Origin of the sequence: Leuconostoc citreum, assembly GCF_007954785.1 — a bacterium.
Classification (GTDB): Bacteria; Bacillota; Bacilli; order Lactobacillales; family Lactobacillaceae; genus Leuconostoc; species Leuconostoc citreum.
This window is the reverse complement of the sequence record NZ_CP042410.1, coordinates 1,697,740-1,720,340: the sequence shown is the minus strand read 5'-3', so window position 1 is coordinate 1,720,340 and position 22,601 is coordinate 1,697,740. Positions and strand designations below refer to the sequence as shown.

The following is a 22,601-nucleotide window of genomic DNA, read 5'->3' as shown; positions in this document are numbered from 1 at the left end:
ATTATACCAAATACGACGGATGACTTTTACCGATATCCTGTAACCTTTTAAGTGAGGGTTCGCACCAATGACCAATTGCTAACTTGACTGCCATTAAAATACAGCATGCGCTCATCTACAACTTGAAATTGATTTTTTTGATAGAAACTAACATTTCGTGGTGTATTGGTAATTAATGATAACGTTTTAGCACCATGTGCTTTAGCATATGGTATGACAAATGCTTCCAAAGTACGTGAGCCAATTTTTTGGCCTTGATGTACTGGATTTACGGCCAACAAATTCACATGCCAATTTGTTTGTGGCTTTTGTTGTGGCAATTTTTCTGCTTTATCTAACATCGTTAAAAATTTACCAAGTTGATTGCCTATAAAGTATGGCACTAATTGCCAGCCACCTGCTTGAATATATTGCCACATATTGGCCGACGGCATGCGCTCGTTATCTAGCACTACAACCGACAAAATTTGTTGCCCGTCCTCTAAAACAAAAACTTTATTTTTTGCAATACTTGCCGCTAAATGCACATCGTGTAATCGTTTTAAAAACTGATGAAAATCTGCCGCTTGTTTAAATGTCTGACCAATTGTTTGTTGATACAGGTCATAATCTTTAAACGCATCTGCTACTAATTGGGACAAGTATTTTACTTCAGGTTGTACAGCTAATCGAAAGTTCATGTGTCACCCCTTTATAATTGAATTTATTAGATTATCACAAGTTTAACGTTATATTTGACGTGTTACAATGAACACATCTTTACTTTTTGTTGATTAAACAACATATCTAATGAAATTGAGGCCCTTTAGTCATGGATCGTAGACAAAATAAAACACAAGCACAAATTAAAGCCGTTTTCGTTACCTTGCTGGCCGAAATGCCCATTGAAAAGATAACTGTTTCACGCATTGCTGACTTAGCTAACATTAATCGTGGCACATTCTATCGACATTATAAGGATGTCTATGATTTACACGACCAAGTTTTATCTGATTTAATGACTGATATGACGCAAATCTTTAAAGCCACTTATCCTTCAGAATCTACTTACCACGATGATTTTAAAACGCTAAGTTATCTATTAGTCACTTATATTGAGCAACACAAATCAACTGTTGCTGTCTTGCTTAACCACCCGCAAGCAGGTGCCCAAGCATTCAGGCAAGTTAAAAGGGCCTTTATTCAAAAAGTATTGCTACTCGAAAAAGACCGCCCTAATAATATACCAAGTCTTGTTGAAATTGATTTTATTGTTTCTGGTATCATGGGGCTCGTCACGGATTACGTATCACAACAGTTAACCCTGACTGCCGATGAACTATATGAAGAGATTTACCGTCTCCTACAAAAGTTTTAAACTTGCCAGTGTTGATTTCCTATCAGCATGCTCATCCCCATACCACCAGCAACACATAGCGTGGCAATACCCAACGCCGGTTGTGTGATGCGATTTAAACTATTCAATAATCGCGCAATCATAATGCCACCCGTAGCACCATAGGGATGACCATAAGCTAACGCGCCACCTAATGGATTTAATTGTTCATCGGTAATTTTTAACGCTGCTTGGCATAAAATACTTTGCACGGCAAAAGCCTCATTAAGTTCCACAACTGCAATATCAGACATATTTAGTGCATATTTGTCTAATAACTTTTGTGTGGCAGCAATTGGACCCAGAATGAATTTTTCAGGCGCAATGCCTACGGTCGTATGCCCTAAATAATACCCCGCCATTGCTTCCCCTGTTTGACTTCCCGTCATCAGCACCGTTGCCGCACCATCATTAATCGGACAACTATTGCCCGCAGTCACCGTACCACCAGAACGAAACGCCGGCTTCAATTGGTGTAATTTACTAAGCGAGGTATCAAATCTCGGACACTGGTCTTGTGTGATATTGACTGACGCCTGACTAAAAGGAACAATTTCAGCATTGATTTGCTTATTTTCAAAAGCTTTTTTTGCTTTTTGATGGCTGTTGCACGCGTAATTATCCTGTTGCTCGCGTGAAATGTTATAACGCGAGCTCATATTTTCCGCCACAATACCCATGTCTAAGTCCAGTTGCCCTTCTGGTACCATTGGAAAGCGTTTAAGTGGCTCATTTGTTTCTCGATCAATTGTCACATAACTACGGGAAGTACTTTCGACGCCACCCGCAACGACTAATTTGGCATCCTGATTCAAGATGGCTTGGGCGCCGGAAGCAATAGCCACCAAACCAGAAGCACATTGCGCATCTATAGTATAAGCTGGTGTGCTCGAACCTATCCCAGCGGCTAAAGCTGCACGACGTGCAATATTTCCCCCTTGATTCGTGACATTGCCTAAAATGACTTGATCAACCTGCTTTAAACGATGTGTTGATAGCATGGCTACCTGCTGTTGTAACAAATTAGCAACAAGTGTCTCAGGCGACTGTTCTGTGTATAAACCATTAATTTTACCAATTGGGAGACGTTTTGCACTTAATATGCCTACCGGTGTTGTCAAGTTATTCATGTCCATTCTCCTGCCACGTATCGCAAGGCTAATTGCGTTCGTGAAATTTTTTGTTGCTTTGTTTTTGGGATCTCAGATACAAAAATGTATTGGCTTGGGCGTTTATAAGCTGGGGTCTGCTCTGCCATCACCATTTGTAGCTTATCTAAGGGCTTATTTGTGACCACCATAGCAACAATTTTCTCACCATAAGTGCTGTCTGGCACGCCAAAGACAACCGCTGCCGTTGTGATTGTTTGCAAAATGGTTTCAAGTTGACTAGGATAAATTTTATTGCCACCATGATTAATGACATCACTTGCGCGACCGTAAACAAATAGCTGCTCATCTTGATAATCGCCTACATCATCTGTCTCAACAAAGGTTATTTTTTGTGTTGATCCTAAATAGCCACTAAATAGATAGGGACTAGCAACTGTGATATGTTGGTTTGTAAATGTTAGTTCAACATCCGCAAACAGTCGGCCAACTTGGTTGACCTTTTTTCCGTGCATCAAGTTTTGAAAAGCAATTAAACTGGTCTCCGATGCCCCATATAATTCGTATAGTGCCTGTTGCGGGTATAAGCGATGCCAATCTCTGACTAATGACGGTGTTAATTCGCCACCGCAAGAAACAACCCCTTTAACCTGTGCATCATCCGCCCAACCACGATATTTTGCTGTCATGAAGGTTGGTACAGTGTAGACTAACGTTGCTGACGTCAATTGCTGCTGTTGCTGACGTGTATAGCAATAAAATGTTTTACCAAGATATAAGCTTAATAGTAAACTATGCAATCCGAGCGACGTAGCCATTGGACTCGTTGTCATCACCCCTGCATAGTCAGTCATTTCGAATGCTTTTTCACATTGTTTAAAACCAAGCTGCCAGGACAACCAGTCACGTTGATAAAATTTAGGGGTTCCGGTTGTGCCCGAGGTCATACCTAAAAATAGCAAGTTTGAGCGAGTAATAGGCTTTTTTTTACTGACAGCGCAATCGTCTAGCCACTGCCAGTCTATTGCAGACAATAAAGTAGCTAGTTGTGGCGCCTCTCTTTGATTAACTACCACAGGTACGCAGCCTGCTTTATGAATGGCTAAAAACTGACTAATAAATGTGAGGTTACTTTGTGCAATTAAAACCACATATGGCGCATTGAATTGATGCGCCTTATAAACAGCTGCCACTTTATCTGCCAGTTCGCCATAATTGTATGCCCGCCCGTTATCTACAATTGCCGTTTTGTTTTGATATTTTTGAACCAATTTTGCAAAATCAAAATCACGTGTCATATTTCCCCTTAATATTTCCGGATAACCTAATGAAAAACGATGTTTCACGTGAAACATCGTTTTTTAAGCCATAAAAGTTATCTGCCCATTTTCAAAAGCAGCAATCCGAGCTAGACTTTCAACACGTATGCCAGCCTCGTCAAGTAATTGACGACCTTGTTGAAAAGCCTTTTCAATCACAATACCAGCCCCAACGATTTCTGCATGGGCTTGTGTGACGATAGCTACTAACCCAGCAACAGCCTGTCCGTTAGCCAGGAAATCATCAATAATCAAAACGCGCTCCCCCGCTGTTAAAAAACGTTGATCGATCATAATATGATTTGTCGTTTGCTTTGTAAAAGAATAGACATCGGCAATCCATACGCCGTCTGGTAATGTTAGCGATTTGTTTTTTCTAGCAAATACCACGGGCACATGCAAAGCTAAGCCGGTCATTACCGCTGGTGCAATACCTGAGGATTCAACTGTTAAAATCTTATCAATAGCAACATGACGGAAAATCGTTGCAAATTCATCCCCTATTTTCTGCATTAACTCAGGGTCGATTTGATGATTCAAAAAGGTATCAACTTTCAAAATGTCCTTTCCCAAAATACGGCCATCTTGACGAATACGTTCTTCTAATAGTTTCATAATACTCCATTTTTATTTTCGAAAAAAACCATTTAATGCCAATAAAAGACTTACCAAGCCCATCAGTAAAACGGTGATTACAATAGATACCCACCAGCCTTCTTGAATATCAGCAAAGGGTAACCACTTCACATTTTCACCGTAAAAACCACTCACGATTGTTGGCACAGTTAGCACAATTGAATAAACAGTTAAGACTTTCATTGTCCAGTTTAAGTCACGATTACTTAGATTACCATAAGCGTCTGACACTGAATTAATAACAGCCATGGCCAAGTCTGCCATGTGCTCAGCCTGTCCCACTTCAACACGCACATCATCAATATGCTCCAGTTCAAAGGCTTGCATCTCTAGTCGATAATCCTGCTTAAAGGCATCTAGCATCACATGGTTATTAGCCAATGAATTTTGAATATAAATCATTTGCGTCTGTAAGCGCAACAAGTCATTCATTTGTTTTGTCGTACGTTTTTGATGACCAAATTGCGCTTGGATAACACGACGTTTACGATTAATTTCGGTGACTTGCTCAACATAACGTGTCATCAAAGAATAGAGACCAGTCATAATAAAATCAATGGCAGTGATTTCCTCATCCGTTGCACGCTTTTGCCGATTTTTTGGCGCCAACAAAACTGCCTGTACGTAATCTGTTACAGTATGCGAAAAAGTGTATAGATTATTATGAGCAAATAATATACCAATTGGTCGCGTCTCAACAACATCTTCATGATAGGAAATGACATCTATCACCATCAATGATTCGTCTGCTTCTTCATCATATTCCATTCGCACAGCTTCATTATGATCGACGGCATAGCCGATAATCTCATTAGTGAGTCTGTGCTGCTCAACCAAGGTTAAATTATCATCTGGCGTCATGTTGGATACATGGTACCAAGTAAATTGATTAAATTGTTTAACTTTTTCTATCATCTCTATATGTCACATTTTCTGGTTTTGCTAATTTTGAATAACTGACAATCTTAAAGCCTTCACGCTCATAAAATCGGCGTGCAGCCTGGTTAACTAGCACAACTTTCAGTTCCAGCGGATGGTGCGCTTTTTGTCGTGCCCAAGATAATAACGCTGCCCCAATGCCTTGCCCATGCCAACCTACTTTGACAAAGAGCAAGTGCAAAAAACTATCCCATTCAGATAATGATGCAAAACCAACAATTTCATCATTTATCACAGCAACCCGAACAGTTTCTCCCTTACTGGCCCGCTGGAAATCTTCTAATTTTGGTTGTCGAAGCCATGAAAAATATTGTCGACGGGTTGTGAGATAAATTTGTGATAAAGCAACGACATCATCAGGCACCATATCACGCAATATCAAGTTGTTGATACCAGAAATAACCTTGTCTTGATTGTTTCCCATAATTATCTACCTACTAAATGGTCAAATTGTTCAATACATTAAAGTTTATTATAGCAGTTTTGAACTATTGAAGCGTTCTTGAGACTAAATTATTTATTAAATATTTGTTTTTTGTAACATCACCATCTGCCAAATAACGTCAGCGTATCTCGCCTGTTTGTTAAATTGTGTTAGTAGCGCCCGCGTCTGTTTAGGATAATCTGTAATATACCCCGTCACTCCGAGCGCATACGCGGTGGCAATATCAGATTTCTGATTCAAAGTCCAAACATAAAGTGCCTTGTGATACTGTGTTACACGTTGGGCCAAATTTGCGTTCGCATTTGAATACTCGATGGCGTAAAAACGACTAAACTTGGCCCCATCAATACTATTAACAACGGGAGATAACAGGCCCATAGGTTGATTCATGTGTTCTGATAAGCGTTTAATTATATTTTGATTCAACGATTGTAATTGTGCATGATTTGCTTTCAAAGCCTCACCATAGCGATTTTGAAAGTCCAATAACGCCTGTGTCGTGATTGTATCACTGATTTTTAATTCAACTAAAAGTTTTTGATGTAATTGATTAGCACGCGAAATATAATCATTAAATGAGGTTACGCTGAGTGTTTGACCTTTTGTGCGGTAACGAATTGTTTTCAATGTCTGCCACGAAGTCTCATCTATCTTGTAGCTTTTGCCATCAGTAGCCTTAATATCACCATCGTGACTTAATACATAGACCCCATCACGCGTTGGCTGAATATCAATTTCAACAAAATCAGGCTTTGTTTGTGCCACTTGTGTCAGTGTCGCAAGCGTATTTGGTGCTTGTTTTTCTGAAGCTATTCCTTTATGAGCTATGACAAGTGTATTTTTATTTGGTTCCCTAACAAATTTTCCAGACAAAAAACTACTAAAAATACCAATTATCATTAATATACCCAAATAACTCACACCCATTAATAAACTTTTAGTTGATTTCGATTGTGTTTCGGGTTTAACCAATGCTGTGTAGAATAAGTAACATTGACTTGTCACAATGTAAAAATAACCAATGCCAATAGCAATGAGAGCGTTGGCTATCCAACGTTTTTGTTCGCCCACTAGGAATTGATCCAAACCTTTTTGTATCAAAAATAGCACAATTATGACGAGTGCAATGCACCCCAGCAATTTTATGCCAAAATACAATACAGACCTATTTTGCTGGCGTGTTTCCTGCCAACTTTGCTTGATATTTTTCTTCATCCCTTGTGCTGTCGTGATGGCAAAATAAGCGACTAAATGTAAGCGAAAAGCTAGCCATAATAAAATCAAATAACTAACAACCGATAGACACCAAATTATTGGATTTTGAATCACATCAATAAATGTTTTTGGCATTGTCAAATAATAAGCCACTGGGAATTTAAAGCCAATTTGTGTTAACGGCACGCTCAATAGCAACATCAGTAGCACACTCAAATGTATTTGGCCAGATTTCAATGCCTTAATATAATACCGCCGATTTAACTGATGCCAAGAGAGCAACATGATTGTCACAGCTAACGTCACTAATAAACCCCAAATAACTAGATAACCGACCAGCGTGATGGTATATGTACGCCAATTTTGTGCCATAAAATGGCCTAATTTTTGCAAACTACCTGTCGCAATGTCATAAGCTGGTGGTTGAAATGACTGTAGTGTGTCAACAATCTTTGCTGTTAGCATATTAAACAAAAATAACAAACTAGCGGTCAATAGCAGTAGCTGGCCATGATGCAATCTCTCTTTTATCATTCTACACACTCCAAATTTATGATTATTAGGTTAGCATACCACGTTTACACGGTGTCGTCTTTAGAATAATAAAAAGCCATGTTACTGATTTCGTAACATGGCTTTTTATTAATTCTTATAATTAACGCTTAGCACTACGCTTTGCTTTTTTAATTTTACGTTTCATATCGCGTTCTTTTTGCGCCGCTAATTCACGTTCACGACGAATCTTAAATGGATTCTGTAAGAAGAACGTTTGAATTGTTTGGAATAAGTTTCCGACAACCCAGTAAAGTGACAAAGCACTTGGTACAGCCATCGCTGAGAAGAAGATAACAACTGGAAAAATATATGGCATCGCTTTTGTCATACCATTTTGTTCCGGTGTTGATTGCATTGACAGCCAAGATGAAGCAAAAGTAAAGACTGCAGCCAGCACTGGCAACACATAATAAGGGTCATGACTACCTAATTGTAACCATAAAAACTTACCAGATTTTAAAACTGGTGAATTATAAATTGATTGATACAAAGCAAACAATACTGGCATTTGGACAATTAATGGCAACATTGAAGCAAACGGATTAACACCCTCTTTTTTATAGAGTGCCTGTTGTTCAGCCATCATTAATTGACGACTTTCAGTATCTTTTCCAGGATACTTGGCTTGCAAGGCTTTTAATGCTGGTTGCACAACTTGCATCTTCATCATTGATTGAATCTGATAAACCATTAATGGCAAAATCAAGAAACGAATCAGAATTGTGAAAACAATAATGCCTAATCCATAATTATTGCCAAACCATGCTGAGGTGCCTAATATTGACGACGTAAAAGCAGCCACAATGGCGCTCCAAAAGCTATTAGAAGCAACATGCCCTTTAAATGTTAAACTAGCAACAATAATAATGGCCAACGCAATAATCGCAAGAATAATTGGTAATGGGCCAATCCTTTTTAAAATGTTCTCAAAACGTTTCATTTATCTTCTACTTTCAATATATCAGCTAACTTTAGCACATGGATAATCTGTTCTTTAATAAATTTTTGGCTTTGCTTAGCAACAGCCGGCCGTGCGATGACTAGTAAGTCGATATCGTGCGGTAAATCCGACTTCAATTCTAAAATACTTTGTCTGATTCGCCTTTTAACCCACACACGATCATGTGCTTTACCAACTTTTTTGCTGACCGAAAGCCCCAAACGGAAATGCTTTTGCTCGGGCTTATCAATGTGGTATACAATAAAATATTTGTTGGCTACTGACTGATGTTTATTGAAAACGATTTGAAAATCAGCAGGCTTTTTAATTCGAAAAGTTTTTCTCATTAGTTCTGGACTCTCTTGCAGGATATGTACGCGGTTATAGCCGCATGAAACTCAGTGACACGCTGTGCTTTTAGAGAAAAATCAGACGTATCGAAATAAAAAAGCCACTGCTTAGCAGCGACCTTGTTAGGCTGATAGAACCTTGCGGCCCTTTGCACGACGGCGAGCCAAAACTTTACGACCGTTGCTCGTGCTCATACGCTTACGGAATCCGTGTACGCGTTCACGATGGCGTTTCTTTGGTTGGTATGTACGCTTCATGTGTGTTCACCTCCATTCGCGATTTTTACCTGCAAAAACTTTGCAATTCGAGTTTAATCATAACATGTATTAATACCATTGGCAAGCTAATCTCAACAAATCTACGTATTGTTCTTGCTGAGATGAGACTGACACTTAAATTTTACGTTAATCTGGCATAAAATACAATAAAAAACCCAACCATAAGGGCTAGGCTTTGAGTAAATTATAATGAGACGTTATGGTGAACAGTTTGTACATCTTCATCGGATTCAAGTACATCAACTAACTTCTCAAAGGTTGCTAAGTCATCTCCTTCAAGGGTCACTTCTGCTTGTGGTAACATTGTGATTTCAGTCGTTGAAAATTCTGAAACACCACTTTGTCTTAATGCGCCAATGGCTTTATGTAAGTCACTTGGTTCTGTGTATACGACAACCTGATCATCTTGTTGCTCGGCATCACGTACGTCTACTTCGGCGTCTAGTAGCGTTTCCAATACGTCATCGGCATCATCCCCTGCAAAAACAATCACGCCAGTTTCATCAAATAGATAACTGACTGATCCGGCAGCCCCATACGTTCCACCATTTTTGTTAAAAGCAGTGCGTACGTTTGTTGCTGTCCGGTTAACATTAGATGTTAATGTATCAACAATGATCAATGAGCCATTAGGTCCAAATCCTTCATAACGGCCGGTAATAAAAGTTTCGTCTCCGGAACCACTGGCCTTCTCTAAAGCACGTTCGATAACATGTTTTGGTACCTGTGCTTGCTTAGCACGATCAATGACAAACTTTAAAGTTGAGTTTGCTTCTGGATCAACACTGCCACCTTGTTTGGCAGCAGCATAAATTTCAATACCGTACTTACTATTCACTTTAGCGGCAGCCCCATCGGTCTGCGCTTTCTTCATTTTGATATTTTCCCACTTGCGTCCCATGGTTCACCTCATTAAATTTGTTTATTTTCTTATTATAATGTTTCTTTGCCGTTTTGCATTAAAAAAATCACTCATTTTATAGTAATTAAACGCAATTCACTTAATAATTCGATACTGTCCTGGTTGCAAATCTGCCAAATGATAATCACCAATATGCGTTCGAATTAATCTTAAAGTTGGTATACCAACTGCAGCTGTCATCCGTCGAACTTGGCGATTACGACCTTCTTTTATTTTTAACTGAATAAAACTCGTTGGTTGATTTTGCCGTGTGCGAATTGGTTTTTCCCGCGCCCATAACCACTTAGGATATGGTATTCGTTTTACTTTCGCTGGTAATGTTAAGCCATCCTTAAGGTCGACACCCTGCTCAAGCTGTTTAAGTTGCGCTTTGGTGGGGATTCCTTCGACTTGTACAACATAAGTTTTGTAAGCTTTATTATCTGGATCAGTCAATGCATGGTTCAAATGCCCTTGATCTGTCAACAACAAAAGCCCCTCACTATCCATGTCCAAACGCCCAGCAGCATATACACGTGGTATATCAATATAGTCTGCTAAGGTTGCACGGCCTTCAGTGTCGGTAAACTTCGTTAAAACATTATAGGGTTTGTTAAACAATACAATCATACGCCCCATTATAACAAATATTGTGGTATTAAAAACATTAAAATTTAAGCACCTTAAGATTTTCTTTACAATTCACAATGTTATCCAAAAACAACCACAACCCTGTGTAACAACAAGGTTCTTTCATTTTTTACCCACAAGGCTATTTGGCACTTATCCACATATCCACAACTTGTGATTACAAAATTGTGGATAATGTTCATAACAAACCTCAAATATTGTCCTTACCCACTTTAGCGTGTGCACAACATTGTTTCTTTGTGGATAACTCGCACATTTGTTCGTGTTTCTATCCACATTCTGTTTATTTCTGTGTCCACAGTTGTTGATATTCTATAAAGTTGTCCTTCACCTGTGGAAAACTAATTTTCTTACTGTTATAATTATCTTTGCTACTTCTTCTTTAATTATAGAAAAGTTGACTCGTGTGTCATGCCCGACATATCGTCGTTATTTTTGTGCGCACATGATTTATTAGGAGAGATATTCGTGACCAAACCAATTACAAAAGAGGAACTATGGAATCAAATTAAAGCTAAATTCTATCAGGAAATTGGCCCCGTTTCTTTTGATACCTATATAGAACCGTTAATACCAATAACCTTAACTGAATCCAGCATTATTTTAGAAGTCCCTGCTGATGAAAGTACTGATATCATCGATAATTGGAATAAATCTTATGCCATGAGTTTTGTTCAATACGCGATGGAGATTGCTGAAGGTTTTATTAAGCCTGAGTTACGCGTAGCAGACATTTTACCAAAAACCATGCCACTGACTTCTGAAAACTTGACCTTCACACGCGAATCTGATCTCAACGAAAATTTCACATTTGATAAATTTGTTGTTGGCACTGGTAATGAGAATGCTTATGCTATCGCTCGTGCCGTTGCCGAAGATCCTGGCCGTGTTTATAATCCGTATCTTATTTATGGTGGTGTCGGTTTAGGCAAAACACATCTGATGCAAGCTATCGGCAATGCTTATTCTAAAACGACGCCTTCTGCTCGTATTAAGTATGCAACAGCAGAGGATTTTCTTAATGACTTCACTGAATCATTACGTGCTGGTGAAGGTGCAACGGCGGCTTTTAAGAAAGAATATCGTACCGTTGATTTGTTATTAATTGATGATATTCAATTTTGGTCGGGCAAAGAAAAGGTGCAAGAAGAATTTTTTAATACCTTTAATGTGCTCACTAAAACAGGCAAACAAATTATTATGACCTCTGATAAATTACCAACTGAAATTGTTGATTTGCAATCACGTCTAACATCACGTTTTGAGGCAGGCATCTCGATGGATATCCAAAAGCCTGATTTACCAACACGTGTCGCCATTTTAAAAAACCTCGCCGAGACAGATGGTCTAACGATTCCAAATGATGTCTTAGAATTGATTGCTGATAAAATTGATTCAAATATTAGAACATTAGAAGGGACGTTTCATCGTTTTGAAGCCATGTTGCGTTTCAGAAATAAGCCGGCAACCAAAGAGACTGCACAACAAATTTTAGGTGACTTAAATATTAATCAAGGCTTTAAAATTACGGTGGAGCGTATTCAACAAGTTGTAGCGGACTATTACATGCAAACAATTGATGACTTAAAAAGTACCAGCCGTAAAAAAGATTTAGTCACCGCACGACATGTTGCTATGTATCTGACACGAACATTGACCAATGAAAGTTTGCCTGATATTGGCCGCTCGTTTGGTGGCCGAGATCATTCATCAGTACTGCACGCAACCAACAAGATAACTGAAAAGGCTGAATCAGATGCTCGGACAAAAGAGATGTTAGATGCCTTAACCGATGAAATAAAAAATGGTAAATAAGCCGTGTGAATAACTTTGTAAAAACAAAGCGTTTTACACACAGTGTTGTGAACAAGCAGAATTAAGACAGCTGTTATACACAGCCGCTTATCCACAAGATAAACACCCCTTATTATTACTACTAGATCTTTTAATCTATTAATTACAAATAGGCATCGCCTTAGATACTAAAAAGGAGCATAAATATGCAATTCTCAATTAATCGTCAGGCTTTTATCAAATCACTCAATGAAATTGCACGTGCAATTTCATCACGCACAACAATTCCTATTTTGACAAATATCAAAATTGTGCTATCGGAAGACGAGCTCATTTTGACTGGATCTAATAGTGATATTTCTATTGAGACACGCATTGAACAATCAGATACAACAGCACAGCTTGTGATTAAAGAAAAGGGCGGCATTACATTACCAGCAACATTCTTTGCAAACATCGTTAAGAATTTACCAGCTGATGATTTAATGTTGGCAGTTGATGGCCTACGTGCAAATATCACTTCAGGAGCATCAGCATTTACAATTAATGGTCAAGATGTTCGTAACTATCCGCAATTACCTGAAATGGATGATGTGCAAAGTTTGAGTGTCTCGGCAGCACAGTTAATTGATATTATTTCGCAAACAAAAATATCAGCATCCACGCAAGAAAGTCGACCAATTTTGACAGGCATTCATTTAGCGCTTAATGGCAATGACGTCAAAGCTGTTACAACAGACTCACATCGTTTATCACAACGTATTGTCACGCTAACCGGCACAGAGGCACATGTCTCAGCTGATGTGATTATTCCAGCTAAATCATTCAACGAATTACAAAGTTTGCTAGAAGGGCAAGATCGTGTAGATATTAAATTATCTGCAAATCAAGCTGTTTTTGATTTAGGTCATACAACATTCTATTCTCGTTTACTAGAAGGTAATTACCCCGAAACTGATCGCTTAATTCCAACAGAGAGTACAACGGAACTTACCATGGATGCCGGTGCATTGCTTGGGGCCATTAACCGTGCGAGCCTATTGAGTCATGAAAGTCGTAACAACGTGGTACAACTCACTTTGAAAGCTGGTGTTGCGACATTAACAGGGACATCTCAAGAAGTTGGCCAAGTACAAGAAGAGTTGGTCACTAAGTCAGTTGCCGGAGAAGACTTAGAAATTTCATTTAATCCAGATTACGTTCGTGACGCACTCCGAGTATTTAGTGGTAAGCCTGTGGATGTTAAGTTCACAAGTAATTTGAGACCGTTTACATTAACGCCAGCTGGGGAAACTGATAATAAGCAGTTACAATTGATTACGCCAGTAAGAACTTTTTAATTGCTCATAGGCGTTTTAAATAATTTTATAGACAATCAAACACTTATGCTTAAAACGGCCTAAAATCGCTTAAAATCGATTTTAGGCCGTTTTTTAAAGCTATCAAGTTGAAAAAATGGTATAATACAAAGGTAACTAATATGACGAAAACTGTAAAAATTACAACTGAATATATCACACTCACACAATTACTAAAGGAAGAAAATATTATTTCTTCAGGCGGGCAAGCAAAATACTATCTTATGGATTTTCCTGTATTATTGAACGGCGAACAGGAGAACAGACGCGGTAAGAAGTTATATGATCACGATGAAATCATTGTCGGCGATGAAACTTTTATTATTGCACTAGCAGAAAATGCTGACGAATTAATTGTTGCTGCACAAGAAGAGAAGGCAGAGCGTGCAGCAGCAGCTAAAAAAACAGTGCGTGATGACCGTATTAAGGCTCAAAAAGCAGCAGCGGCTAAAGTACGTAAAGAGGCGCGTTTTGCTGAATTACGGCGTCAAAATCGGACGCGCTCAGGTGGCGTTGGTCGTCAAACTGCTACGGGTCGTAATAATAAAGGACCCAAAGGACCAGGTTCTTGGAACTCACATCACTAAAACTGGTTAATTATCGTAATTATGCCAATTTGGAGTTAGACTTTAGTCCCGGAGTGAATGTGTTTTTAGGTGAGAATGCGCAAGGCAAGACGAACTTGTTAGAAAGTATCTATGTCTTAGCTTTAGCGCGCTCTCATCGAACGAGTAGTGATAAAGACTTAATTAATTGGACAGCAAAAGAAACCACAATCAGCGGTCGTATTAAAAAAAACATTAGCGAAACACCTTTGTCTTTGCATTTTTCCAGTAAAGGCAAAAAAGCACGTGTCAATCATTTAGAGCAGTCCAAGTTATCTCAATATGTTGGACAATTAAATGTTATTTTATTTGCTCCTGAGGATTTAGAATTAGTAAAAGGGGCACCAAGCGTTCGTCGTCGCTTTATTGATATGGAATTCGGGCAAATGAATCCGCTGTATCTCTACAACATCACGCAGTATCGACGCATTTTGAAAGATAGGAACGCTTATCTAAAACGGTTGCAACTGAAACAAACTAAGGATACTGTGTTTCTGGATGTCTTAACCGATCAGCTTGTCTCAGTTGGAGCAGAAGTAATCTTGGCGCGGCAACTTTTTGTAAGGCGGTTGCAAGCAGCAGCTCAGCCTATTCATGCAGAAGTATCCAATCAGCGAGAACAATTAACACTGGTTTACCAGACAAGTATTGATTTTGAAGAGCATGCAGATTTAGAGCAAATCAAAGCAACCTTTGCAGCAACTTTAAATCGACAGCGGACACGTGAAGTGATGCAAGGTTCGACCGTAGTTGGACCTCATCGTGATGATTTACAGTTTATCGTTAATGAGAATGATGTGGCTGTTTTTGGCTCGCAAGGGCAACAACGGACAACAGCGTTGGCTATTAAATTAGCGGAGATAGATTTAATGGCACAAGAAACGGGCGAGTATCCAATTTTATTACTAGATGATGTCTTAAGCGAGCTAGATGCAAGCCGCCAAACACATCTTTTATTGGCCATTCAGGATAAGGTGCAAACCTTTATCACGGCGCCTTCTTTAAGTGATGTCGCACGGCAATTGATTCATACGCCTAAGGTGTTTCACGTGAAACAAGGAGAAATCACGTTAGAAGCAAAGCATACGTCGGAAAAGTAACAAGTACATAAAGGATTGAATATGTCTGAAGAAAATAATAATGAAATCGAAAACATTGATGGTATCGTGACAGATGATGAAGAGATTCGCAGTGCCAGCACGGTCACGGCTAATGCTGGAGATTACAATGCCGATCAAATTCAAGTTTTAGAAGGTTTAGAAGCTGTACGTAAGCGACCAGGAATGTATATTGGAACGACAACAGCCCAAGGGTTGCATCATCTTGTTTGGGAAATTGTTGATAATGGTATTGATGAGGCTTTGGCCGGCTTTGCCTCACATATTACAGTCACAATTGAAGCCGATAATTCAATCACGGTCACTGATGATGGGCGCGGAATCCCGGTAGACATCCAGACTAAAACTGGCAAACCAGCGCTTGAAACAGTCTTTACAGTGTTGCATGCTGGTGGTAAATTTGGTGGCGGTGGCTATAAAGTCTCTGGTGGATTGCATGGTGTTGGGGCATCAGTTGTTAACGCTTTGTCAACCAATTTAGATGTTAAAGTTGTCCGTGATGGGCAAGTTTATTATATGGACTTTAAAGTTGGTCGCGTAAATACCCGTATGGTTAAATTGGATGAAAAACCAACAATTGCACGTGGGACAATTGTTCATTTTAAGCCGGATGCCGATATTTTCAGAGAAACAACCACCTTTAATTACAATACATTATTAACTCGTGTGCGGGAATTGGCATTTTTAAACAAGGGCTTGCGTATCTCAATTACAGATAATCGTGCCGAAACGCCGATGACGGAAAGTTTTCACTATGAAGGTGGGATTAAAGAATATGTAAAGTATCTTAATGCCGAGAAAGTGGTTGTTTTCCCAGAGCCTGTTTACGTTGAAGGGGAAGAAAACGGGATTGTCGTTGAAGCTGCCTTACAATATACAACAGATGTGAAGGATAGTTTACGTACATTTACGAATAACATTAATACCTATGAAGGTGGGACACACGAAACAGGCTTCAAAACTGCGCTAACACGCGTTATCAATGATTATGCCAGAAAGAACGGCCAGCTCAAAGAAAATGCCGAAAGTCTAACTGGTGAAGATGTACGTGAAGGCATGACAGCCATTGTATCAATTAAACATCCGGACCCACAATTTGAGGGTCAGACCAAGACAAAACTTGGGAACTCTGATGCCCGCCAAGCAACTGATCGCATGTTTTCTGAAACCTTCAGTCGCTTTATGATGGAAAATCCCGCTGTGGCAAAGCAAATCGTTGAAAAAGGTATTTTAGCGCAAAAAGCGCGCTTAGCAGCTAAACGTGCGCGCGAAATGACACGGAAACAGTCCGGCCTAGAGATTGGTAATTTACCAGGAAAATTGGCAGATAATACGTCAAATGATCCAGCAATCTCTGAGTTATTTATTGTTGAGGGCGATTCTGCCGGCGGCTCAGCTAAACAAGGAAGAAATCGCTTAACACAAGCTATCCTACCAATTCGTGGTAAGATTTTGAACGTTGAAAAAGCAACGCTAGACAAGGTTTTGGCTAATGAAGAAATCCGCTCATTGTTTACGGCAATGGGTACAGGTTTTGGCGATGATTTTAACGTTGAAAAAGCGAATTATCATAAAGTGATTATCATGACAGATGCTGATGTGGATGGCGCACACATCCGGACATTATTGCTGACGCTATTCTATCGTTATATGCGGCCGTTAGTTGATTCAGGTTACATTTATATTGCGCAACCACCGTTGTATGGTGTTGCTTTGGGCAATTCAAAGAATCGCGAATATCTTGATTCAGATGAGGAACTAGAAGATTATTTGGCGCAGTTACCAGCAAATATTAAGCCAAAAGTACAACGTTATAAGGGATTGGGAGAAATGGACTTTGATCAGTTAGCTGATACAACCATGGACCCACTAAATCGTCGTTTATTACGTGTTGATCCAGCTGATGCAGAAGCAGCGGATAGCATATTTGATATGTTGATGGGTGATGATGTTGCACCGCGTCGTGAGTTCATTGAAGAGAATGCGGTTTTCGTCGAAAACTTGGATATTTAGTGGCAAGCTAAATCAAATACATCACAAAACTGCTTAGTTAATTAAGCAGTACATAAATTCAAGAATAACGTTATTAAGGAGTAAGAAATGTCTGAACAAAATGACACGCGCATTCGTAATGCGAATTTGTCAGAACAAATGAAAACATCATTTTTATCATACGCGATGTCAGTTATTGTTGCGCGTGCATTACCTGATGTTCGTGATGGCATGAAGCCCGTTCATCGTCGTATTTTGTATTCAATGATTGAACAAGGCAATACACCAGATAAACCACATAAAAAGTCTGCACGTATTGTAGGTGATGTGATGGGAAAGTACCATCCTCACGGTGATTCAGCAATTTATGAATCAATGGTACGTATGGCACAACCCTTTTCATATCGTCATATGCTTGTGGATGGACACGGTAACTTTGGATCTGTCGATGGTGATAGCGCAGCGGCAATGCGTTATACTGAAGCGCGCTTATCAAAAGTCGCGATGGAGATGGTACGTGATCTTAACAAAGATACAGTTAATTTTGTGCCAAACTATGATGGCGAAGAACGTGAGCCAGAGGTTTTGCCATCACGTTTCCCTAATTTATTAGTTAATGGGGCGACTGGTATTGCGGTGGGAATGGCGACTAATATTCCTACACATAATTTGGGTGAGGTTATCTCAGCGCTGCATGTTTTGATGAACAATCCTGATGCTACCACAACAGATCTTATGGATGTTTTGCCGGGACCGGATTTTCCAACTGGTGGCATTGTTATGGGTAAATCAGGTATTCGTCGTGCTTATGAGACTGGGCGTGGGCGCGTTACAGTTCGCGCTAAAGTCGATATTGAGCAAACAAAAACTGGTAAAGAACAGATTATTGTGACAGAGTTGCCATATGCTGTTAATAAAGCACGATTGATTGAACGTATTTCAGAACTCGCAAGAGACAAGCGTATTGAAGGTATTACTGGTATCCGCGATGAATCAGATCGTGATGGTTTACGTATTTCAATTGATGTGCGACGTGACACGTCAGCCAGTGTGATATTAAATAATCTTTATAAAGAAACCTTATTACAAACAAACTTTAGCTTTAATATGCTGGCTATCAATGGTGGCAAGCCACAGACAATGAGCCTTAAAGATATTCTGGTAGCTTACTTAACGCATCAACGGGAAGTCATTCGTCGTCGTACAGCATTTGATTTACAAAAAGCTCAGGCTCGTGCGCATATACTAGAAGGGTTACGTATTGCCCTAGATCATATTGATGCCATTATCAATATTATTCGGTCTTCAGCAACTTCTGAAGAGGCCAAGACACGTTTGATTGATGGTTACGCGTTATCAGATAAACAGGCGCAAGCAATTTTAGATATGCGATTAGTGCGTTTAACTGGTTTGGAACGAGATAAAATCGAGGACGAATACCAAAAATTGGTTGCATTAATTGCTGATTTGAAAGATATTTTGGCACATCAAGAACGTGTTGATCAAATTATTTATGATGAATTACTAGAAATCCAAACAAAATTTGGGGATGCACGTCGCACTGAGCTTCAGGTTGGGGATGTGACAAATCTTGAAGATGAAGACTTGATTGAAGAAGAAGATGTGATTGTGACATTAACACGCAACGGTTATATTAAGCGCGTCCCACAAGCAGAATTTAAAGCACAAAATCGTGGTGGTCGTGGTGTTCAAGGCATGAATGTCAATGATGAGGATTTTGTCGACCAAATGTTAGCAACTTCAACTCACGATACCTTGCTCTTCTTTACTAATAAAGGGAAGGTTTATCGGATGAAAGGGTATGAAGTACCCGAATATGGCCGACAAGCTAAGGGCATCCCAGTTGTTAATTTATTAAACTTTGAAGACGATGAAAAAATTCAAGCTGTCATTAGTGTTCGTGGTGAAGCGAGTGAAAGTAAGGACTACTTATTCTTCGTCACACGATTGGGCGTTGTTAAACGTACTGCCGTCAGTGAATTTGCTAACATCAGAACAAATGGTCTAAAAGCATTAACCTTACATGACGGGGATGAAGTGCTTTCAGTTCAAATTACGAATGGGACACAAAGCATTCTAATCGCCACGCAAGCGGGTTATTCAGTCAGATTTGCTGAGGATTCTGTGCGTGTTATGGGCCGATCAGCAGCTGGTGTCCGTGGTATACGCTTACGTGATAATGATGTTGTTATTGGAGCAGATGTGGTGACATCGTCAGACAATGTGTTGGTCATTACAGAAAAAGGTTTTGGAAAGCAAACGCCAGCCAGTGAATATCCTATCAAGGGTCGTGGTGGAAAAGGCATCAAAACTGCTAATATTACTGATAAAAATGGTGTATTAGCTGGCATGACAATTATTCATGGCCATGAAGATATTATGGTAACAACGACACAAGGGGTCATGATTCGGTTTGCAGCAGATTCTGTGAGTCAAACAGGTCGTGCCACGTTAGGTGTTCGTTTAATTCGTCTGGAAGAAGGCACTAAAGTGGCAACCTTAACGAAGGTAGATCAGGAAGATTTACCTGATGAAATCGCTACCGATGTGACCGATGACACAGTATTAAATAATGAACAACTTTCACAAGTATCAGAACTTCTGTCGCGCGCAGCAAGAGATGATGAGGATAGTGAAGCATAATTAGCAATGAAAAAGCAGATGACAAAAGTCATCTGCTTTTTGTTATGAAATACCCTTTTTACGAGTAATCAACTTTGATAAAAATTGAAACATTTTATTCACCACCTTTGCTATAAGATACTTAATAGTACGAGCAAAAATAATGAAATACTTATTATTAGTTAAAAATCATCAGGTGTGATATCTTTTCGGCGACCATCACCATAGTAAGAAGTTGACTGCCTTGGATCATCAGGGATAATAATCCAAGCTAAGATATAAAATATGATACCAGGGAAAGCTGCTAGCGTAATCAACACATAAATGAGTCGCGTGATTGTCACATTCCAACCAAAGTATTCGGCAACACCGCCCAATACACCGCCGAGAATACGATTTTTGTGCGAACGGGTCAAATTTTTCTTCTTTGTCATAGTCAATCTCCTTTATTTAATTAAGTGCTGAACGGTTACGGCAATATAGTAGCCAACCGAAGCCCAGCTGAGAAGAGCGTGCCATAATGTGGCAAACCAATCATGTGATGTTGCAAATTCAAGGCCTGCAGCTAATAAAAAGCCGACACCATAAGCTTGTAAGCCATGCGAATCATGGATATGATGGTAATATTCTTTCATATTATTGTTGTCTCCATTGCAATTAAGATTTTAAGACAGTCTAATACACTTTAATTGTACCAGAGTCGACATTTGCGTCAATTGTGAATTTTGGATTATCACCGTAGAACCCACACTTATAACTATTTGTGTTTTTATCGAAGTGCGTTGTCTCGGTGTGATCCATGACGATACTGCCCATATTAGCAGATAAATTAAAATAGCAATCTTGACTTTCAGGCATTGTTACTCTAATTGAGCCAGTCTTGGCCTGTAATTTAAGGTCATCAGTCAATTTATCGATGCGTAAACGCAAAGAACCCGTATGCGTAGCAAACTGACCACCACCGGTAAAATGAGAAATTTGAACAGTACCAGATGTGACTGTGATGTGGCTGTCTTCAACGGTCATATTGTCTAATTTAAGACTACCAGACTTATTAAAAATATCGGCATGCTTAAAGTTTAGTTCCTGTACTTTAACTTCCCCAGCGTGAATTTGCCAGTTAGCAGTTTCAGCTTGAATATGATTGCCCCTAAAGTTACCAGCATGTAAGTATAGGTTAAATTGCTGTAGGCTGAGATCCTGTGCCATGATACGACCAGAGTGGTTAATCATTGTTATCTTACCGTGATTAAAGTCTTTGGGTAAACCAATATTAACTTGTGTTCGGACATGGAACAATAATGGATTATCGCCTTGCGTAACTGAAATCTGCTCATTAGTTTCTTGAATATCTGCAAAGTAGCGGTTATTATCACGGCTAAAAAATTCATCAAGTGTTATTAAATCTGCTTTTTCATTACTATAAAAATGGACGTCAGCGTTTTTATAATCAAAAACGAAAGGTTTATCACTAGTGGGAATCTGCGCATTATGATGAGCTACTGACCAACTAGGCGTATGCGTGGTATCAGAAGGTTCATCTTCGTCAAAACGATAATATTTACGACCAACACGTGCACCAGAACGATCAACATGGAGCCAATCACCTAATTGTACTTTATCGTGCTTACCATCAATAACAATATCATCGCCAAGACGAACGCCTTGACCATCGATATGGAGATTACCGAGATGGAGACCGTCGTTTGAAAATTCAAAAAATGACGATTTTTTCGTCTGACTTTTTGAGTCGTCATTTTCTTGTTTTTTAGTTTGACTAAGTTCACGCAAAATTGTGTCAATATCACCCAACTGTGCAAAAGCGTCATCAAGTGCTTCGTCATGTGATTTATCTTGCTTAGCAAAATCTTGATAAGCATCTAGTAGATCAGCCACCAACTCTTCCTTAAATTCTGTTAGTTGTTCGTTCGGTGTGTATTTCGAAAAAATAACGTCTAAGCGTGTTCGAATTGCCATTTCAATTGAAGTCATGATTCCTCTCCTTCTGCAATAGTACCGGTAATCAGTTGACTGATAACGTTTTTAGCAAATGCCCATTCTGCAATGGCATGAGTGAGATGAGCTTGTCCAGCTGGGGTGATTTTATAATATTTTCGTCTGGCGCCCTGTGTTTCATCGCCCCAATAACTTGTAATATCACCACTTTTTTCTAACCTTCTGAAAGCCGTGTACAGCGTTGCTTCATTCAAATCATATTGATTCTGACTTAATATGCGAACTGATTTACCAACTTGGTAACCATATGAGTCACTCTGATTAAGTATATTTAATATAATCGTGTCAATATGCCCACGAATGAGATCTTTTGAAATGGCCATTTTTTAATCCTCTGTTCGGCTTTGAGTACATCATATAA

The 22,601-nt window shown here is 39.3% G+C and carries 23 protein-coding genes; 7 read left to right on the top strand and 16 right to left on the bottom strand.

Annotated elements, in window-relative coordinates; genetic code table 11:
- Positions 1 to 47 precede the first annotated feature (47 nt).
- A complete protein-coding gene (locus tag FGL72_RS08565) occupies positions 48 to 680 on the bottom strand; it encodes a GNAT family N-acetyltransferase (protein WP_048801882.1) in 633 nt (210 codons plus the stop codon).
- A 131-nt stretch (positions 681 to 811) separates the two neighbouring features.
- Here FGL72_RS08565 and FGL72_RS08560 point away from each other — a divergent pair, with 131 nt between their 5' ends.
- A complete protein-coding gene (locus FGL72_RS08560) occupies positions 812 to 1,357 on the top strand; it encodes a TetR/AcrR family transcriptional regulator (RefSeq protein ID WP_004906311.1) in 546 nt (181 codons plus the stop codon).
- On the opposite strand, the gene FGL72_RS08555 is transcribed toward FGL72_RS08560, so the two are convergent.
- The 11 genes from FGL72_RS08555 to FGL72_RS08505 all read right to left on the bottom strand — a co-directional run bounded on the left by FGL72_RS08555 (position 1,354) and on the right by FGL72_RS08505 (position 10,693).
- Positions 1,354 to 2,505 carry a thiolase family protein gene (locus FGL72_RS08555; protein WP_085699488.1) on the bottom strand — a complete coding sequence of 384 codons (1,152 nt, stop codon included), beginning with the start codon at positions 2,503 to 2,505 and terminating at the stop codon, positions 1,354 to 1,356. The genes FGL72_RS08560 and FGL72_RS08555 overlap by 4 nt on opposite strands.
- Positions 2,502 to 3,782, bottom strand: a complete 1,281-nt coding sequence (locus FGL72_RS08550; protein ID WP_004903651.1) for a class I adenylate-forming enzyme family protein — start codon at positions 3,780 to 3,782, stop codon at positions 2,502 to 2,504. The genes FGL72_RS08555 and FGL72_RS08550 overlap by 4 nt, the downstream gene beginning before the upstream one ends.
- Positions 3,783 to 3,845: 63 nt before the next feature.
- Positions 3,846 to 4,418 carry a xanthine phosphoribosyltransferase gene (locus FGL72_RS08545; RefSeq protein ID WP_085699486.1) on the bottom strand — a complete coding sequence of 191 codons (573 nt, stop codon included), beginning with the start codon at positions 4,416 to 4,418 and terminating at the stop codon, positions 3,846 to 3,848.
- Positions 4,419 to 4,430: 12 nt separating this feature from the next.
- Positions 4,431 to 5,354, bottom strand: a complete 924-nt coding sequence (locus FGL72_RS08540) for a magnesium transporter CorA family protein (protein WP_085699484.1) — start codon at positions 5,352 to 5,354, stop codon at positions 4,431 to 4,433.
- Entirely contained in the window at positions 5,338 to 5,802 is a 465-nt protein-coding gene (locus FGL72_RS08535; RefSeq protein WP_004903658.1) for a GNAT family N-acetyltransferase, read from the bottom strand. The genes FGL72_RS08540 and FGL72_RS08535 overlap by 17 nt, the downstream gene beginning before the upstream one ends.
- Positions 5,803 to 5,898: 96 nt before the next feature.
- Entirely contained in the window at positions 5,899 to 7,572 is a 1,674-nt protein-coding gene (locus tag FGL72_RS08530) for a glycerophosphodiester phosphodiesterase family protein (protein ID WP_085699482.1), read from the bottom strand.
- Positions 7,573 to 7,693: 121 nt separating this feature from the next.
- Positions 7,694 to 8,533, bottom strand: a complete 840-nt coding sequence (locus FGL72_RS08525; RefSeq protein ID WP_004902205.1) for a YidC/Oxa1 family membrane protein insertase — start codon at positions 8,531 to 8,533, stop codon at positions 7,694 to 7,696.
- Positions 8,530 to 8,880, bottom strand: coding sequence for a ribonuclease P protein component (gene rnpA, locus FGL72_RS08520; RefSeq protein WP_004902207.1), 351 nt, complete (start codon positions 8,878 to 8,880; stop codon positions 8,530 to 8,532). Before rnpA ends, FGL72_RS08525 begins: the two co-directional genes overlap by 4 nt.
- Before the next feature lie 126 nt (positions 8,881 to 9,006).
- Positions 9,007 to 9,141: a 50S ribosomal protein L34 gene (rpmH, locus tag FGL72_RS08515; protein WP_002816117.1), complete on the bottom strand. Its 135-nt coding sequence runs from the start codon at positions 9,139 to 9,141 to the stop codon at positions 9,007 to 9,009.
- Positions 9,142 to 9,346: 205 nt separating this feature from the next.
- Positions 9,347 to 10,063, bottom strand: coding sequence for a YebC/PmpR family DNA-binding transcriptional regulator (locus FGL72_RS08510; RefSeq protein ID WP_004902218.1), 717 nt, complete (start codon positions 10,061 to 10,063; stop codon positions 9,347 to 9,349).
- A gap of 96 nt (positions 10,064 to 10,159) precedes the next feature.
- Complete coding sequence (locus tag FGL72_RS08505) at positions 10,160 to 10,693, bottom strand: rRNA large subunit pseudouridine synthase E (RefSeq protein WP_012305457.1); 534 nt, start codon at positions 10,691 to 10,693, stop codon at positions 10,160 to 10,162.
- A gap of 489 nt (positions 10,694 to 11,182) precedes the next feature.
- On the opposite strand from FGL72_RS08505, the gene dnaA reads away from it, so the two are divergent.
- The 6 genes from dnaA to gyrA all read left to right on the top strand — a co-directional run bounded on the left by dnaA (position 11,183) and on the right by gyrA (position 20,245).
- A complete protein-coding gene (dnaA, locus tag FGL72_RS08500) occupies positions 11,183 to 12,529 on the top strand; it encodes a chromosomal replication initiator protein DnaA (RefSeq protein ID WP_004905133.1) in 1,347 nt (448 codons plus the stop codon).
- A gap of 185 nt (positions 12,530 to 12,714) precedes the next feature.
- Positions 12,715 to 13,848: a DNA polymerase III subunit beta gene (gene dnaN, locus FGL72_RS08495; RefSeq protein ID WP_085699480.1), complete on the top strand. Its 1,134-nt coding sequence runs from the start codon at positions 12,715 to 12,717 to the stop codon at positions 13,846 to 13,848.
- A gap of 140 nt (positions 13,849 to 13,988) precedes the next feature.
- Complete coding sequence (gene yaaA / locus FGL72_RS08490) at positions 13,989 to 14,453, top strand: S4 domain-containing protein YaaA (protein WP_004902231.1); 465 nt, start codon at positions 13,989 to 13,991, stop codon at positions 14,451 to 14,453.
- Positions 14,435 to 15,571: a DNA replication/repair protein RecF gene (gene recF / locus FGL72_RS08485; protein ID WP_004902234.1), complete on the top strand. Its 1,137-nt coding sequence runs from the start codon at positions 14,435 to 14,437 to the stop codon at positions 15,569 to 15,571. The genes yaaA and recF overlap by 19 nt, the downstream gene beginning before the upstream one ends.
- Before the next feature lie 21 nt (positions 15,572 to 15,592).
- The gene (gene gyrB, locus FGL72_RS08480) at positions 15,593 to 17,602 is read left to right on the top strand and encodes a DNA topoisomerase (ATP-hydrolyzing) subunit B (RefSeq protein ID WP_004902237.1); all 2,010 of its coding nucleotides are present in this window, start codon (positions 15,593 to 15,595) and stop codon (positions 17,600 to 17,602) included.
- 87 nt (positions 17,603 to 17,689) lie between these two features.
- Positions 17,690 to 20,245 carry a DNA gyrase subunit A gene (gene gyrA / locus FGL72_RS08475; RefSeq protein ID WP_085699478.1) on the top strand — a complete coding sequence of 852 codons (2,556 nt, stop codon included), beginning with the start codon at positions 17,690 to 17,692 and terminating at the stop codon, positions 20,243 to 20,245.
- A 161-nt stretch (positions 20,246 to 20,406) separates the two neighbouring features.
- Here the strand turns inward: gyrA and FGL72_RS08470 are convergent, their stop codons facing one another.
- Genes FGL72_RS08470 through FGL72_RS08455 form a run of 4 tightly spaced genes read right to left on the bottom strand, consistent with a single transcriptional unit; the run spans position 20,407 to position 22,563 of the window.
- Positions 20,407 to 20,658 carry a PspC domain-containing protein gene (locus tag FGL72_RS08470; protein ID WP_004905131.1) on the bottom strand — a complete coding sequence of 84 codons (252 nt, stop codon included), beginning with the start codon at positions 20,656 to 20,658 and terminating at the stop codon, positions 20,407 to 20,409.
- A gap of 12 nt (positions 20,659 to 20,670) precedes the next feature.
- The gene (locus FGL72_RS08465) at positions 20,671 to 20,859 is read right to left on the bottom strand and encodes a hypothetical protein (RefSeq protein ID WP_004902247.1); all 189 of its coding nucleotides are present in this window, start codon (positions 20,857 to 20,859) and stop codon (positions 20,671 to 20,673) included.
- Between the two features lie 40 nt (positions 20,860 to 20,899).
- The gene (locus FGL72_RS08460; RefSeq protein WP_146992936.1) at positions 20,900 to 22,216 is read right to left on the bottom strand and encodes a DUF4097 family beta strand repeat-containing protein; all 1,317 of its coding nucleotides are present in this window, start codon (positions 22,214 to 22,216) and stop codon (positions 20,900 to 20,902) included.
- Entirely contained in the window at positions 22,213 to 22,563 is a 351-nt protein-coding gene (locus FGL72_RS08455) for a PadR family transcriptional regulator (protein WP_004902253.1), read from the bottom strand. Before FGL72_RS08455 ends, FGL72_RS08460 begins: the two co-directional genes overlap by 4 nt.
- Positions 22,564 to 22,601 lie beyond the last annotated feature (38 nt).